The sequence below is a fragment of the Bradyrhizobium sp. CCBAU 45389 genome (assembly GCF_028128625.1).
Classification (GTDB): domain Bacteria; phylum Pseudomonadota; class Alphaproteobacteria; order Rhizobiales; family Xanthobacteraceae; genus Bradyrhizobium; species Bradyrhizobium liaoningense_B.
The window spans coordinates 72,221-85,142 of the sequence record NZ_LBIY01000089.1; the positions used below are offsets into that span (position 1 = coordinate 72,221).

A 12,922-nucleotide genomic window follows, 5' to 3' on the forward strand; every position below is an offset into this window, starting at 1 on the left:
CTTGCCTCGCTGAAGGTTGGACGCGAGGCGCATGTTACACAGGTTGCCGGCCACCGCACCAGCAGCGAGGTGACCCCCACCGGCGAAAAGCGCCTACGATTTGGCGACGACCTCGCGGATCGGACGCGTGCCGTCCCAGCTCAAGGCCGCCTGCCGCACCTTCTCGAAGAACGGACCCTTGGTGCCGCTGATGTCGGAGATCTCGATCACCGTTCCCGGATGCGCCTGCGTGTCGAAATAGGCAAAGCGTCCCTTGTCGCCGCCGATCTGGCCCTCATGGCCGATCCTGTAGCCCAGCCCGATCGCCTCGTCGTAGAGCGCCTGATAGTCGTGGCTCCAGTACGACATGTGCTGGAGGCCTTCGTGGCCGGCGTCCAGAAACTCCTTGTACAGCGAGGGCGCGTCGTTGCGCTGCTGGATCAGCTCGATCTGCAGATCGCCGGAGTTGGCGAGCGCAATGCTCATCTCGACCGATGAGTCCTGGCCGCGATGGCGGAACCAATCGGTCTTGACGCGGTCCATGTAATACCAGGGACCGACGCCCATCACCTCGATCCAGTGCTTCATCGCGGCCTGGATGTCCCGCACCACATATCCGTTCTGGCGCACCGCGCCGAAGATGCGGCTCATGCCCGCGCTCCCCTTGTCAGCCTGCTCACTTGACCTCGATGCCGGCGTCCTTGGCAACCTGTTTCCAGGCCGCGATGTCGCGGGCGTTGATGTCGCGCTGCTCCTCGCCCGGGACGAATTGCGGCGTGATGCCGAGCTTCAACAGCTTCTCCTTGACCTCGGCATCGCCGAGCGCGTCCTTGAGCGCCGCCGACAGCTTTTGCGCGATCGGCGGAGCAAGGCCCGCGGGCGCATACATCGCCCAGGACAGGCTGCGGTCGAACGGCACGCCCTGCTCCTTGTAGCTGGCGACATCGGGCAGGCTCGGCGAGCGTTCGCCGCAGGCGGCCAGCGCCTTGATCGAGCCGTCCTTCACCAACGGCGTCGCGGTCGCAACGTCCAGCGTCGCCAGCGAGATGTGGCCGCCGAGCAGGTCGCCGGCGAGCTTGGCGATGCCGTTGAACGGCACGTGCTCCATCTTGATGCCGGTCTGCTGCATCAGGATCTCCGCACAGAACTGTCCGGTCGAGCCGATGCCCCAGCTGCCGTACTGGATCGGCTCGCCCTTCTTCGCCAGTGCAATCAGGCCCTTGATGTCATTGGCGGCAAAATCCTTGGTCGCCACCAGGATGATCGAGGAGACGCCGACGCGCCCGATCGTCGTAAAATCCTTGATCGAATCGTAGGGCAGTTTTGGATAGATCGCCGGCGCCAGCACATGCGTGGTCATGCCGCCGACGGTGATGGTGTAGCCGTCATTCTGTGACGTCGCCACCATCTGCGTGCCGAGCGTGCCGGCAGCTCCCGTGTGGTTCTCGATATAGATGCTCTGTCCGAGCGACTTGCCCATCCTGTCGGCGAGCAGCCGGCCGACCACGTCGCCGCCGCCGCCGGCCGCATAGGGCAGCAGCATCTTGATCTTGTGGGTGGGGTAAGCGGCGGGGTCTTCCGCTCGCGCCGGCAGTGCGGCCAATAGCAATGCGAGAAACGAAAGCGTGACGGTGCGCAGCATCATGATGGCATTCCCTAATCTTCGAAACGAAATCGATAGGCCTCGCCGTGCCTGACAACGCGGCCTGCGGTCGGTGCCGGAAAATGGCCGGTGAGCAGATAGCTCGGCGTATCCGCGAGCTCCTCCAGCAGCGCCATCCGCGTTGCGACCGCCGCGGCCGGATCGACATCGGCGGCATTCGACAGCCACGGTGCCGCGCACTGGATCGGATGATGGATCACGTCGCCCGACATCACCGCGTGATCGTGGCCACCGTTGAGATGGATCTGCATGTTGCCGGCGGTGTGCCCGGGCGCGGGCGCAAAGCGTAGGCTCGCGTCACGATCGCTGAACAGGCGGTAATCAGTTTCGACAAGCTCCGCGAGGCCCGCAGCGACCACCGGCAGCACGGAATCCTCGAACGAGCCGTGGTTCACCGGGCTCTTCGGCGCCGCATTGTGCGCGGCCTCGAAATGCCGGTACTCCTCGCGGCCCATCAGATAGCGCGCATTGGGAAAGGTCGGCACCCAGCGGCCGCCGAGGAGACGCGTGTTCCAGCCGACGTGATCGACATGCAGATGCGTGCACATCACGAAGTCGACCTGTTCAGGGGCAACGCCCAGCGCCTGCAAGTTTTCGAGATAAGGCTGGTTCAGGTTGTTCCACGCCGGCACGCGCGGCCGATGCTTGTGGTTGCCGCAGCAAGTGTCGACGATGGCAGTCCAGCGCGGCGTGCGGATGAGATAGGAGTGGTGGCTGAGGATGAAGCGGCCGGTCTCGGGCTCGATATAGCGGTGATCGAGCCAGCTGCGGTTCGCCGCGACGTCAGCGTCGGTGACGTTGGCGAACAGCCAGGTCTTCTCAAAGGCGAGCGCGGGGATCTCGCTGACGAGATCCACCCGCATGCTGCCGATCCTCACCTGCCGCATGCTCAGTTCTTGAGGAGGTCGCCGAACGGCACCCAGCGCGTGCCGTCAAAGCGGATCAACTGCAGGCTCGTCATCGGCGTGTAGCGCTCGGGCGAGTTGTTCACCGCCGTGCCGTTGATCAGCATCGGCAGGCGCACGTCCTTCAGGCTGGTCGCCTGCTTCATCACATTGGCGCGGGTGAGATCGTTGCCTGATGCCTTCAGCACCGTCACCAGCGTCTGCGCGATGGTGTAGCCGTAGACGTTGAGCCAGTCGCTCTTGTTGGCGTCTGGCAGGTACTTGTCCATGAAGGCGGCCCATTCCTTGGTGCCGGCATCGTCCTTGTTGGCGGGGTCGGTCGCATCCTTCAGGTACTGGCTGGAGATGACGCCGGTGGAATTGTCCTTGCCGGCCGGCTCCAGCACGCCGCTGATCGATGCCGAGACGTTGGAGATGATCGTCACGGGCTTCCAGCCGATCTCGCCGATCTTGCGGATCGCCTGCGCTGCGAATTTCGGCGTCGCCGCCACCAGCACGATTTCGGCACCCGCGGTCTTCAGTTGCAGGATCTGCGTGTCGACCGTGGGCGCGGAAGTCTCGTAAGCGGCGCGCGCGACGATCGCTTCGCCGCTGCCGAGCCCTTCCTCCAGCGCCTTCAGATAGTCCTTGCCGAGATCGTCGTTCTGGTAGAGCACGCCGATCTTGGCATTGGCGTGGCTCGCCTTGATGTATCTGGCGTAGGCGATCGCCTCGTCGCGATAGGTCGGCTGCCAGCCGACGGTCCACGGAAAGTTCTTCGGGTCGTCCCACTTCGCCGCGCCAGAGCCGAGGAAGAGCTGCGGCACCTTGCGGTCGTTGAGATATTTGTGCACGGCGCTGTTGGTCGGCGTGCCGACGCCGCCGAAGATCAAAAGAACCTCCTCGCTCTCGACCAGCTTGCGCGTCTGCTCCACCGTCTTCGGCGGGCTATAGGCATCATCGGCGATGATCATCTGGATGCGCCGTCCGTTGACGCCGCCCTCGTCGTTCACCTTGCGGAAATAGGCCTCCGCCGCTTTCGCGATCTGCGCGAACGCCGACACCGGTCCGCTCAGCGGCGCCGTGGTGCCGATCTTGATGGTCTTGTCGTCGGCGCCGGGATCGTATTTGGCGGATTGGGCGGAGGCGGTGTTGCTCGCGAGCAGCGGCAACAGGATGCAGGCCGCGGCTAAGCGAAGGCGGGCAAAGCGCGCCATGAGGTCGTCTCCCCAAAATTGCTCTCCGCCTCTCGTTGGTGCGGAGTTGAAACGCGAGAACAGTGCCAGCAAGCAGGCTTGCGGACCGCGCCCGTTGCCGCCAGATTGGCGAAACGAACGATCGTTCGTACGGTTGACTAGCGAACGATCGTTCGTTAGTCAAGTCACATGGCTGTCCACACCTCCAGCGCGGCGGAAGCGGCTGCGCCCACGACGCGCGAGCGCATCCTCACCGAGGCGCTCAACCTGTTCGCGCAGAGCGGCTATGGCGGCGCCTCGATGCGCGAACTCGCCCGCCGCGTCGGCATCCGCGAGAGCAGCCTCTACAACCATTTCTCCGGCAAGGCCGCGATCCTCGAAGCGATCGTGAGCGAGCACGGCCCCGCAAGCTCCGCGAGCCGGCTCGAAGAAGTGCGCTATAAGCAGCTCGCGCGGCAGCCTGCCGCGTTCTGCCGCCAATTCGCGCTCGACCTCGTTGAGCAATGGTCCGATCCGCGCGAGCACCAGTTTCAGAAGGTCATTACCGCCGAGCGTAACCGTGTCCCCGGGATCCGCGCCAAGTTCGCCGACCATTTCTACGCGCGCGAGCAGAGCACGATGACGGACTATTTTCGCGGCTTCGCGCTTGCCGGCCTGATCGCGACGCCGGATCCGCGCGAGACCGCGCGGCTGTTCGCGGCCGGTCTCATCTATATCCGCCTCGAGCATTACGTGATGGGCGCGGCGCCGTCGCCGCGGCCGAAGGTGATCGAGGCGATCGACCGCTATCTCGCCTTCTTCCTGTCGCTGATCGCGGCAGGCAATGACACCGACAACAAGAAACGAAAGCTCAAGGGAGAAACGCGTGGCAAGGCTGCCCCTGATTGATCCGGAGACGACGAGCGGCGACATCCGCGCCTCGTTCGACCGCATGCCGGTCAAGCTCAACATCTTCCGCATGATGGCTCACGCCGAGGCCAACATGATCCCGGCGATGCGGCTCGGCAATTCGATCCTGCACAAGCAGAAGCTCTCTTCCGTCTACCGCGAGCTTTTGATTTTGCAGGCGGCCCAGCTCGAAGGCGGCGCCTATGAATGGCGCCAGCACGTGCCGATCGCGCTCGGCGTCGGCTGCACGCAGGCGCAGGTCGATGCCGTCGAGCGTTCCGATTACGATGCCGCCGGCTTAAGCGAAGCCGAGCGCGCGCTGCTGAAGTTCGGCCGCGAGGTGGTCGAGAACGTCCGCGTCGGCGAAGCCACCTTCGCGGCTGCTCGCGCGCATTTCAGCGACCAGGAGATCGTCGAATCCATCGTCGCGCTCGGCTTCTACATGATGATGGCCCGCCTCACCGAGGCGACCGAGACCGATCTCGATCCCGCGGCCGGCATGAAGGTCTATGACGGCGGCAAGAAGCAGGGCGGCTGAAATGACTGAAGCCGAGACCAAGCCGGAGCGCTACGTCCGTCCGCCCAGCGCAGCGTCGCTTGGCGAGGCGCCGGGCAGGGGGCGCCTGAAGGGCCGCCGCATCCTGATCGTCGGCGGCGGCCAGCGCGTGTTCGACGCCGCAACCGACCCGATCGGCAACGGCCGCGCCATGAGCATTCTATGCGCACGCGAGGGCGCGAAGGTCGCGGTCGCCGATCTCAATCGCAGCTCCGCCGAACAGACCGTCAAGCACATCACCGACGAAGCCGGCGACGGTCATGCGATTGCGGCCGATGTCACGCGCGAAGCCGACGTTATCAGCATGATCGAGGAAGCGCATCGCGCCATGGGCGGCCTCGACGGCATGGTGCTGAACATCGGCACCTTCGGCAAGACCGGGCTCGACGCCGTCAGCCCGGACGAATGGAACAAGATCTACGACGTCAACGTCCGCGGCCCCATGCTGTGCTGCCGCGCCGCGATGCCGAAGTTCGACAATGGCGGCGCCATCGTCTTCATCTCCTCGATCGCCGCGCTGAAGGCGGGATCGCAGATGGCGGTGTATGATTCCTCGAAAGCCGCGCTCGGCGGCCTGATGCGCAACATCGCCCATCTCGGATCGCGCCGCGGCATCCGCGCCAACCTCGTCTATCCCGGCCTCGTCGACACCCCCAACGGCCGCGAAGCCGGCGCCGGCCGCCCCAACCGCGGCAAGGGCCACATCCCGTTCGGCCGCCAGGCGACGGCCTGGGAGATCGCCTATGCCGTGCTGTTCTTCCTGTCGGACGAGAGCGTCTACGTCACCGCGCAGACGCTCGCGGTGGATAGCGGTTTGAGCGGGATGTAGGCCCTGTTGCGCGTTCATCGCCCGTGCGATCGTGCGCGACAGATGAGATGGTCGACCGAGAGGTTCCCCGGCCCGTAAGCCATGATGCCGAGCGCCATGGCCGCCCAGGTGAGATGGATCGGCCAGCCGTCGGGTACCGTGAGCTCGACGATCACCGTCATGAACAACAATCCGAGCGCTGCAAACCGCGTGCCCAGTCCGAGCACCAGCAGGATCGGGAACAGGATCTCGCCCGAGCCGGACAGGAAGGCCATCACCGTTGGTGCCGGAAAATGATATGGTCCGCCCGGCAGGTGCAGCATGAACTCATCGCTGAACAGCGCCACGGCGGTGTCGTTGAGCCGGAGGAAGCCGGCCCATTTGAGCATGCCCGAGCGCCAGAACGGCACGGCGAGCGCGACGCGCAGCACGAGTTGGACCAGCGACGGGGCGGCAAGCGTCTGCACCAGTTGATTGGCCTTGTCGATGAGCAGCCCGAGGGGTGGAAGGCTGCCGCTTGCGGGCATGCGCTGGTCCGTAATCATGCTGGATCTCCAAAGGCAAATGAGATGAGCGCGCCGGCTTCGATCAGGCCGGCGACGTTCGCGGCGATGTCGAAGTCGGCTGATGCGTCGAATGCCGCCATTGCGGCCGCGCCGAGCGGCTCGCCGGACATCAGGCTGGCGGCAAAGACGGCGCCGCCGGGCGGAAGGTGGCGCACCGCGACGTCGCATTCGGGCCGGGTGATCAGGGCGTCTTCCGGCGTCGACGCATCGATGCGCACCACAGGCGCGCTGTCGCGGTTGGCGGCAAAGATCGTCACGGCCGCATAATGTGAGCGTACGATCCGTGTGGCCGGATGCGGCGTGAAGACGAGATCGCCAAGCCGTTCCGGCGCGATGGCGGACAGAAGCGCAGGCGACAGCGGTGATGCGTCGGCGGCGTGATAGGCATCGAGCCAGGCGCGCTCGATGCGCGCGACATCGGCCAGCCAGGGCATATCCTGCGCATGGGCGTAATTCGCGACGAAGTCCGGGAAGTCGCGGCCATAGTCGAACAGCAGCGGCGAGGTCGGCGGGCTATTGCGGACGTGGAAGCGCGCCATGGCGCGGAAGAAATCCGTGCCGGTGATGCGCTGCACCGCCGGATAGATCGCAGCCAGCGCATCGATCAGGCTGACCGTGACGTTGTTGCGGTAGACGTCATAGCGTCGGCCTGCCGGCTTGCCGTTTCGGCCGACCACGGTCGTCGGCTCGTCACGCGCGGGGTCGAGCAGCGGCGGCGCGAAGGCCGCGGCAAATCCGAGGTCAGCTTCAGGCCGCACGGCGATCCTCCGTCTCTGCGGCCGTCTGGCAGCGATCGAGGATCGCCTGCGCCGCGGCGGCCTCGGCGCGCAGGATCGGCCATTCCGGGATCTTGCTGTCCCATTCGATCAGCGTCGGCACGGGGCCGCGCCGCGCGATGATGATCTCGTACAGCTTCCACACGGCATCCGCGACCGGGCCGTCATGGCTGTCGATGAGGAGGAGGTTGCCGTCATCGTCGGTCTGCTCCGCGTGGCCGGCGAGATGAATCTCCCCGACGCGAGCAAGCGGAAAATCGGCGAGATAGTCGAGCGCTGAGTATCCGTGATTGGTCGCGGACACGAACACGTTGTTGATGTCGAGCAGCAGGCCGCAGCCGGTGCGCGCGGTGATGGCGCGAATGAAATCGGTCTCGCTCATCGTGGACTGGCGGAAGGTGACGTAAGTCGACGGGTTCTCCAGCAGCAGCGGACGGTGGATCGCTTCCTGCACCTCGTCGATGTGATCGCAGACGCTGGCTAATGTCGCCTCGGTATAGGGCAGCGGCAGGAGGTCGTTGAAGAAGCTGGTTTCATGCGTCGACCAGGCCAGATGCTCGGAGACCAGCGCCGGCTGATAGCGCGCGACGAGGCTGCGAAAGCGCGCCAGATGGGTCTTGTCGAGCGGCTGCGGCCCGCCGATCGACATGCAGACGCCGTGCAGGGACAGCGGATGGTCGCGGCGGATGGCTTCCAGCGCGCGATGCGGCGCTCCGCCCGCGCCCATGTAGTTCTCGGCATGCACCTCGAAGAAGCCGGCTTGCGGGCCGGCTTCGAGAATCGCCGGAAGGTGCTCGGGCTTGAAGCTGGTTCCGGCGACGCCGCCGAGCGGAAGTGAAAAGCGGAGCGGCACGGTGGCGGGCTTGGTGGCCGTGATCATGGTGCGTCTCCGCTTCCTTCGTGTTGGCGTGATGGATTGGCCGGGCCGCGTCAGACCGGCTTCAGCGAGCCCTTCTTGCCGCCGGGCAGCTCGATGCTGGTGCAGGTGCCGCCCTGGACGAATTTCCAGGCGTTGCCCTGGAAGTCGACGGTCGAGGTGCCCTGGCAGGTCGTGCCCGGTCCGGCGGCGCAATCATTCTGGCCCTTCAGCGCGACGCCGAAGCACTTTTCCTTCTTGGCGGCGATGGCGGCATCGGCCTCGGCCTTGGTCAGCGGACCGGCGGCGGCGAGGGTCGCGAGCGCGGTCGACATGGCGCCGGCGAGAGCAAGCGTGGTGACGACGTGTTTGGCAGACATCGAAGTTCTCCTTTTCAGATGCATCGCCTGGCAGGCGAAGGCGCATGGTCTTCTTCGTTTCGCGCGCAGCCGGCGTTACTGCCGGGATGCTCACGAGTCCGTGAGACCGATTGGTCGGGGCGCCCGGTTGGTGCGCTTGGGCCGGGATTAACGGGCAAGCGCCGGCGTAAATCCAATGCCTTGGCTCTATCGAGACGTTAGCCGCGGGGCATTGGTGCGGATGGCCCGCACCTGCCAGACGTAACGAAGGGCGGTCGGCGCCGTAGAGCGATGTCAGAGGGTGGGCGGATCCGCGAAGGCGAAAACGGCGATGAATGTTGATCCCGGACGGAGGCTTCAGGCGGTTGCAAAGCTGACGGTCAGCATTCGCCTCGCAGTGTCCGCCCTGGTCCTGGCCGCGATCCTGCTCACGGCCGCGCTTTCCAGCCTGCTGTGGTGGCGCACCGCGGAGGCAACTAGCCGCCAGCTCGCTTCCACCATCAACGAGCAGATCGTGGCGGCGGTGCGCAAGGAGGTCTCGGCCATCGTCGACGAGGCGCGCGCCGCGCATACCGCGATCCGCACGCTGTTCCTCCAGAACGTGCTCGACACCCGCGAGGCCGACAAGCGCGAGTTCGTTTTCCTGTCGCAGTTGCAGTCGCAGGCGACAATCTCCTGGGTCGCCTTCGGCTGGCCCGACGGCTCGTTCTTTGCTGCGCACAAGCTCGGCGATCGCCGGCTGGAAATGATGGAGATCTCGCTGACCGATCATCCGGGTCAGCGCCGCGTCGATGAATATGACGTTGTGCCCGGCGATATCGAATTCGCGAGCCGCCGTTTCGAGCCGTCCGAGTTCCGTGTGGCCGATCAGGCCTGGTTCAAGGCCGGGCTCACCGCGGACGATCCGCAATGGTTCAGGGTGATGGACCATCCGACCGGCGAGCGGCCGTCGATTGCCTTTGCGGGACCGATCGACGTCTACCAGGAGCGGCAAGGCGTTCTGGCTGTCGTGATCGAATATACGAGGCTCGCGCGCTTCCTGTCGCAGCTCGAGGTCGGGCGTACGGGAACCGCCTTCATCGTCGATGATAGCGGTGAGCTCGTCGCAGCCCCGGACAAGGAGGCCGACGAGCTGCACCCTGCGCGCGGCGACATCACGCTGCTGCCGCTGGCGCGCGCAGCGCTCGAAAAGGCGGGCGAAGCCGGCCGCAAGGAGGCCCGGCGGAGCCGGCTGACATCACGTGGCGCGGCCTACGAGGTCGCGCTGACGCCGCTGCCGTTTCCCGGCTGGTCGCTCGCAACCGTGATCCCGGAGGCCGAATTTCTTGGACCCGTCGAGACGACGCTTCGCCGTCTGATCCTCGGCCTTGCCGTCGGCGCCGTGCTCGCGGCGCTGGCTTCGGCGGTGCTGGCGCGTTCCGTCATTGCGGCGCCGCTGTCGCGCGTCGTCGGCGAGCTTCGCCATGTCGAAGCGTTCGCGCTGGAGCAGGTCCGCCGGCATCCGTCGCGGCTCAATGAAATTGCGAGCCTGTCGGGTGCCATCGCCGAGATGGCCGCCGGCCTTTCCGCTTTCCGCAAGTTCATCCCCGCCGATCTCGTCCGTGCCCTGCTGCGTCAGGGCGTCGAGGCAAGGCCCGGCGGCAGCATCCAGGAGCTCAGTGTGATGTTCATCGATATCGCCGGCTTCACCGGCCTGTCCGAGCGAATGGGCGATCGCGTGGTGCCGCTGCTGTCGCGCTATCTCGACCTCACTTCGGAAATCATCGTCGCCAATGCCGGCACCATCGACAAATTCATCGGCGATGCCGTGATGGCATTCTGGGGCGCGCCGCAGCCGCAAGGAGATCATGCCCTGCGCTGCTGTCGCGCGGCGCTGGCCTGCCGCAGGGCGATGGACGAGTCCGGCCTTGTCGACGATCTCGACCAGCCGCTTCAGATCCGCATCGGCATCAATTCGGGCCGCATGCTGGTCGGCAATATCGGCTCGGAGCTGCGACTGAATTACACCGTGATCGGCGATGCCGTGAACGTCGCCAGCCGGCTCGAAGGCGCCAACAAATCCTATGGAACGCGCATCCTGATCGGCGAGGCGACCGAACGCCTGGCGCGCGGCGCCATCGTCACGCGTGAGATCGAGAGCATCGCGGTTTACGGGCGGGAGGAGGGGCTCTCCGTTCACGAACTGATCGGAATCGTGGGTGAAGGTGTGACCGAAGCCGACTGGATCGCGGATTACGAGCGCGGCCTCGCCAACTATCGGGCGCGCCGGTTTGCCGTCGCGCTCGCCGATTTCGAGGCCGTGCTGGAGCAACGCGCCCACGACCGTCCCGCCGCGCTGATGCGTGACCGATGCCGGCAATTCATCGCGGCCGCGCCTGATGACGCTTGGCGTCCGATAGCGGCACTGACGTCGAAATGACGCGCTGATGCCGGCATTGTCGCGCCGGGATCGATATTGGTCGATTCCGGCACCGGTCCCCGGCATGCCGCGCGCCCCGCGAGATTCAGATTGCGCGAGCTGACCATTCCTCCTAATAGAATTGGACAAATGACCAAATAGCATGGTCGGGCGGCCGAAAGCCGCGGCCATGGAGGAACAGCTGCCCCGCGCGACATGCGCCGGCGGCCTCAGGGGAACGGGAAGCGCAGCATGTCGCAGGCGGATGGTTTTGGTTTGGCGGGTGTCATCGGCATGCCCGTGGCGCATTCGCGCTCGCCGGTCATTCATAATTATTGGCTGAAGGCGCACGGCATCCGCGGCAGCTATGTGCCGCTCGCGGTCAAGCCGGAGCGGCTTGAGGATGCGCTCCGCGGACTCGTCGCGCTCGGCTTCCGCGGCTGTAACGTCACAATGCCGCACAAGCAGACGGCGATGCCGCTGCTCGACCGCGTCAATGAAACCGCCAAGCGCATCGGCGCCGTCAACACCATCGTCGTCGAACAGGACGGCACGCTCTCCGGCTTCAACAATGACGGCAACGGCTTTGTGCAGAGCCTGCGCGACGCCAGGGCTGATTGGCGTGGCGATGCCGGGCCGATCCTGCTGCTCGGCGCCGGCGGCGCCTCGCGGGCGGTGGTGGTCGCATTGCTCGAGAACGGCGCACGCGAGATCCGCATCACCAACCGCACGGCCGAGAAGGCCCAGGCGATCGCCAGGGAATTCGGCTCCGCGGTCAGCACGGTTGCGTGGGAGGACCGCGGCGCGGCGCTTGGCGACGTCGCCCTGCTCGTCAATTGCACCGATCGCGGCATGGTCGGCAAGGCTGCGCTGGAGATCGACCTGTCGCGCCTGCGGCCGGAAACGCTCACCGCCGATCTGATCTACACGCCGCTCGAGACGCCGTTCCTCGCAGAAGCCCGCGCACGCGGCTGCGTCACCGTCAACGGGCTCGGCCTGCTGCTGAACCAGGCCCGGCTCGCCTTCAAAGCCTGGTTCGGTGTCATGCCTGACGTCACGCCCGAGCTGATCAAGGCCATCGAGGCGACGTTCTGAACCGCCGGGGAGCTTTGCGCCATGACGCTGCCGGTGTCTCCCAGGATCGATTGCCATATCCACGCCATCGATCCCGTCCGCTTTCCCTACGCTGACGACACGCCATACCGGCCAAGCGGGCAGGAGATCGCGCCCGCGGCCCAGTTGCTGCGCGTGTTCGATGCCTTCGATGTCAGGCACGCGCTCGTCGTCGCCACCAACACCGGCTATGGCAGCGACAGCCGTATCCTGCTCGACACGTTGAAGCAGGGCGGCGGCCGCTTTCGGGGCGTCGCCGTCGTCGAGAATGATGTCGACATCAGGGAGCTCGAGCGGCTGAAAGCCGCCGGCGTGATCGGCGTCGCCTTCAACGTGCCGTTCCATGGCGCCGCCTATTATCTTAAGGCCGCGCCGCTGCTGGAGAAGCTGAAGAGCCTCGAACTTTTCCTGCAGATCCAGGTCGAGCAGGACCAGTTGCTCGACCTACTGCCGCTGATCGAAAAATCCGATGTGCGCCTGGTGTTCGACCATTGCGGCCGGCCCTCGGTCGCGCAGGGCCTGCAAGGCAAGGCGTTCCAGGCGCTGCTCGCAATCGGCCGCGAACGCGACGCGCACATCAAGCTATCCGGCTATTACAAGTTCTCCGAGCTGTCCCATCCGTATGAGGACACCTGGCCGTTCATCGCCGCGCTGGTCGAGGCCTTCACCCTCGACCGCTGTGTCTGGGGCTCGGACTATCCGTTCCTGCGCGCAGCCGAACGGCTCGACTACGGGCCGCTGCTCGCAGTGCTGACACAATTGTTTCCGGATCCGGGCGATCAGCATCGCCTGTTGTGGCGAACGCCGGCAAGGCTGCTCGGCTTCGACGGAGGGACGGATCAAACGAGATAACAACAGAGCAAATGGGAGGGAGGACGTC

Annotated in this window: 14 protein-coding genes; 6 read left to right on the top strand and 8 right to left on the bottom strand. The window is 65.6% G+C overall.

Going from position 1 to position 12,922, the window contains the following annotated elements; all coding sequences use genetic code 11:
* Positions 1-93: 93 nt before the first annotated feature.
* The 4 genes from XH79_RS19255 to XH79_RS19270 are packed head-to-tail and all read right to left on the bottom strand — an operon-like array spanning position 94 to position 3,743.
* Positions 94-630 carry a VOC family protein gene (locus tag XH79_RS19255; protein WP_212346942.1) on the bottom strand — a complete coding sequence of 179 codons (537 nt, stop codon included), beginning with the start codon at positions 628-630 and terminating at the stop codon, positions 94-96.
* Positions 631-655: 25 nt separating this feature from the next.
* The gene (locus XH79_RS19260) at positions 656-1,624 is read right to left on the bottom strand and encodes a Bug family tripartite tricarboxylate transporter substrate binding protein (RefSeq protein ID WP_271582628.1); all 969 of its coding nucleotides are present in this window, start codon (positions 1,622-1,624) and stop codon (positions 656-658) included.
* An 11-nt stretch (positions 1,625-1,635) separates the two neighbouring features.
* Complete coding sequence (locus XH79_RS19265) at positions 1,636-2,529, bottom strand: MBL fold metallo-hydrolase (protein WP_271582629.1); 894 nt, start codon at positions 2,527-2,529, stop codon at positions 1,636-1,638.
* Positions 2,530-2,531: 2 nt separating this feature from the next.
* Positions 2,532-3,743: an ABC transporter substrate-binding protein gene (locus XH79_RS19270; RefSeq protein ID WP_271582630.1), complete on the bottom strand. Its 1,212-nt coding sequence runs from the start codon at positions 3,741-3,743 to the stop codon at positions 2,532-2,534.
* 168 nt (positions 3,744-3,911) lie between these two features.
* Here XH79_RS19270 and XH79_RS19275 point away from each other — a divergent pair, with 168 nt between their 5' ends.
* From XH79_RS19275 to XH79_RS19285, 3 genes are read left to right on the top strand one after another with little or no spacing between them, the layout of a single operon-like run.
* Positions 3,912-4,610: a TetR/AcrR family transcriptional regulator gene (locus XH79_RS19275; protein ID WP_271582631.1), complete on the top strand. Its 699-nt coding sequence runs from the start codon at positions 3,912-3,914 to the stop codon at positions 4,608-4,610.
* Entirely contained in the window at positions 4,588-5,148 is a 561-nt protein-coding gene (locus XH79_RS19280) for a carboxymuconolactone decarboxylase family protein (RefSeq protein WP_271582632.1), read from the top strand. The genes XH79_RS19275 and XH79_RS19280 overlap by 23 nt, the downstream gene beginning before the upstream one ends.
* Position 5,149: 1 nt before the next feature.
* The gene (locus XH79_RS19285; protein ID WP_271582633.1) at positions 5,150-5,995 is read left to right on the top strand and encodes an SDR family NAD(P)-dependent oxidoreductase; all 846 of its coding nucleotides are present in this window, start codon (positions 5,150-5,152) and stop codon (positions 5,993-5,995) included.
* Between the two features lie 14 nt (positions 5,996-6,009).
* On the opposite strand, the gene XH79_RS19290 is transcribed toward XH79_RS19285, so the two are convergent.
* From XH79_RS19290 to XH79_RS19305, 4 genes are read right to left on the bottom strand one after another with little or no spacing between them, the layout of a single operon-like run.
* Positions 6,010-6,519, bottom strand: a complete 510-nt coding sequence (locus XH79_RS19290) for a DoxX family protein (protein ID WP_271582634.1) — start codon at positions 6,517-6,519, stop codon at positions 6,010-6,012.
* Complete coding sequence (locus XH79_RS19295) at positions 6,516-7,298, bottom strand: HvfC/BufC N-terminal domain-containing protein (protein ID WP_271582635.1); 783 nt, start codon at positions 7,296-7,298, stop codon at positions 6,516-6,518. The genes XH79_RS19290 and XH79_RS19295 overlap by 4 nt, the downstream gene beginning before the upstream one ends.
* Entirely contained in the window at positions 7,288-8,196 is a 909-nt protein-coding gene (bufB, locus tag XH79_RS19300) for an MNIO family bufferin maturase (protein ID WP_212346920.1), read from the bottom strand. The genes XH79_RS19295 and bufB overlap by 11 nt, the downstream gene beginning before the upstream one ends.
* 50 nt (positions 8,197-8,246) lie before the next feature.
* Positions 8,247-8,552: a BufA1 family periplasmic bufferin-type metallophore gene (locus XH79_RS19305; protein WP_212346918.1), complete on the bottom strand. Its 306-nt coding sequence runs from the start codon at positions 8,550-8,552 to the stop codon at positions 8,247-8,249.
* Positions 8,553-8,862: 310 nt separating this feature from the next.
* On the opposite strand from XH79_RS19305, the gene XH79_RS19310 reads away from it, so the two are divergent.
* From XH79_RS19310 to XH79_RS19320, 3 genes are all read left to right on the top strand, one after another.
* Positions 8,863-10,950, top strand: coding sequence for an adenylate/guanylate cyclase domain-containing protein (locus tag XH79_RS19310; RefSeq protein WP_271582636.1), 2,088 nt, complete (start codon positions 8,863-8,865; stop codon positions 10,948-10,950).
* A 231-nt stretch (positions 10,951-11,181) separates the two neighbouring features.
* Positions 11,182-12,024 carry a shikimate dehydrogenase gene (locus XH79_RS19315; protein ID WP_271582637.1) on the top strand — a complete coding sequence of 281 codons (843 nt, stop codon included), beginning with the start codon at positions 11,182-11,184 and terminating at the stop codon, positions 12,022-12,024.
* A gap of 21 nt (positions 12,025-12,045) precedes the next feature.
* Positions 12,046-12,894 (top strand): amidohydrolase family protein, encoded by an 849-nt coding sequence (locus tag XH79_RS19320; protein ID WP_271582638.1) that lies wholly within the window; start codon positions 12,046-12,048, stop codon positions 12,892-12,894.
* Positions 12,895-12,922 lie beyond the last annotated feature (28 nt).

Excerpts from the sequence above, each read along its gene's own strand:
- XH79_RS19255 (WP_212346942.1), bottom strand. The coding sequence starts at position 630 with ATGAGCCGCATCTTCGGCGCGGTGCGCCAGAACGGATATGTGGTGCGG.
- XH79_RS19260 (WP_271582628.1), bottom strand. The coding sequence starts at position 1,624 with ATGATGCTGCGCACCGTCACGCTTTCGTTTCTCGCATTGCTATTGGCC.
- XH79_RS19265 (WP_271582629.1), bottom strand. The coding sequence starts at position 2,529 with ATGCGGCAGGTGAGGATCGGCAGCATGCGGGTGGATCTCGTCAGCGAG.
- XH79_RS19270 (WP_271582630.1), bottom strand. The coding sequence starts at position 3,743 with ATGGCGCGCTTTGCCCGCCTTCGCTTAGCCGCGGCCTGCATCCTGTTG.
- XH79_RS19275 (WP_271582631.1), top strand. The coding sequence starts at position 3,912 with ATGGCTGTCCACACCTCCAGCGCGGCGGAAGCGGCTGCGCCCACGACG.
- XH79_RS19285 (WP_271582633.1), top strand. The coding sequence starts at position 5,150 with ATGACTGAAGCCGAGACCAAGCCGGAGCGCTACGTCCGTCCGCCCAGC.
- XH79_RS19290 (WP_271582634.1), bottom strand. The coding sequence starts at position 6,519 with ATGATTACGGACCAGCGCATGCCCGCAAGCGGCAGCCTTCCACCCCTC.
- bufB (WP_212346920.1), bottom strand. The coding sequence starts at position 8,196 with ATGATCACGGCCACCAAGCCCGCCACCGTGCCGCTCCGCTTTTCACTT.
- XH79_RS19305 (WP_212346918.1), bottom strand. The coding sequence starts at position 8,552 with ATGTCTGCCAAACACGTCGTCACCACGCTTGCTCTCGCCGGCGCCATG.
- XH79_RS19310 (WP_271582636.1), top strand. The coding sequence starts at position 8,863 with ATGAATGTTGATCCCGGACGGAGGCTTCAGGCGGTTGCAAAGCTGACG.
- XH79_RS19315 (WP_271582637.1), top strand. The coding sequence starts at position 11,182 with ATGTCGCAGGCGGATGGTTTTGGTTTGGCGGGTGTCATCGGCATGCCC.
- XH79_RS19320 (WP_271582638.1), top strand. The coding sequence starts at position 12,046 with ATGACGCTGCCGGTGTCTCCCAGGATCGATTGCCATATCCACGCCATC.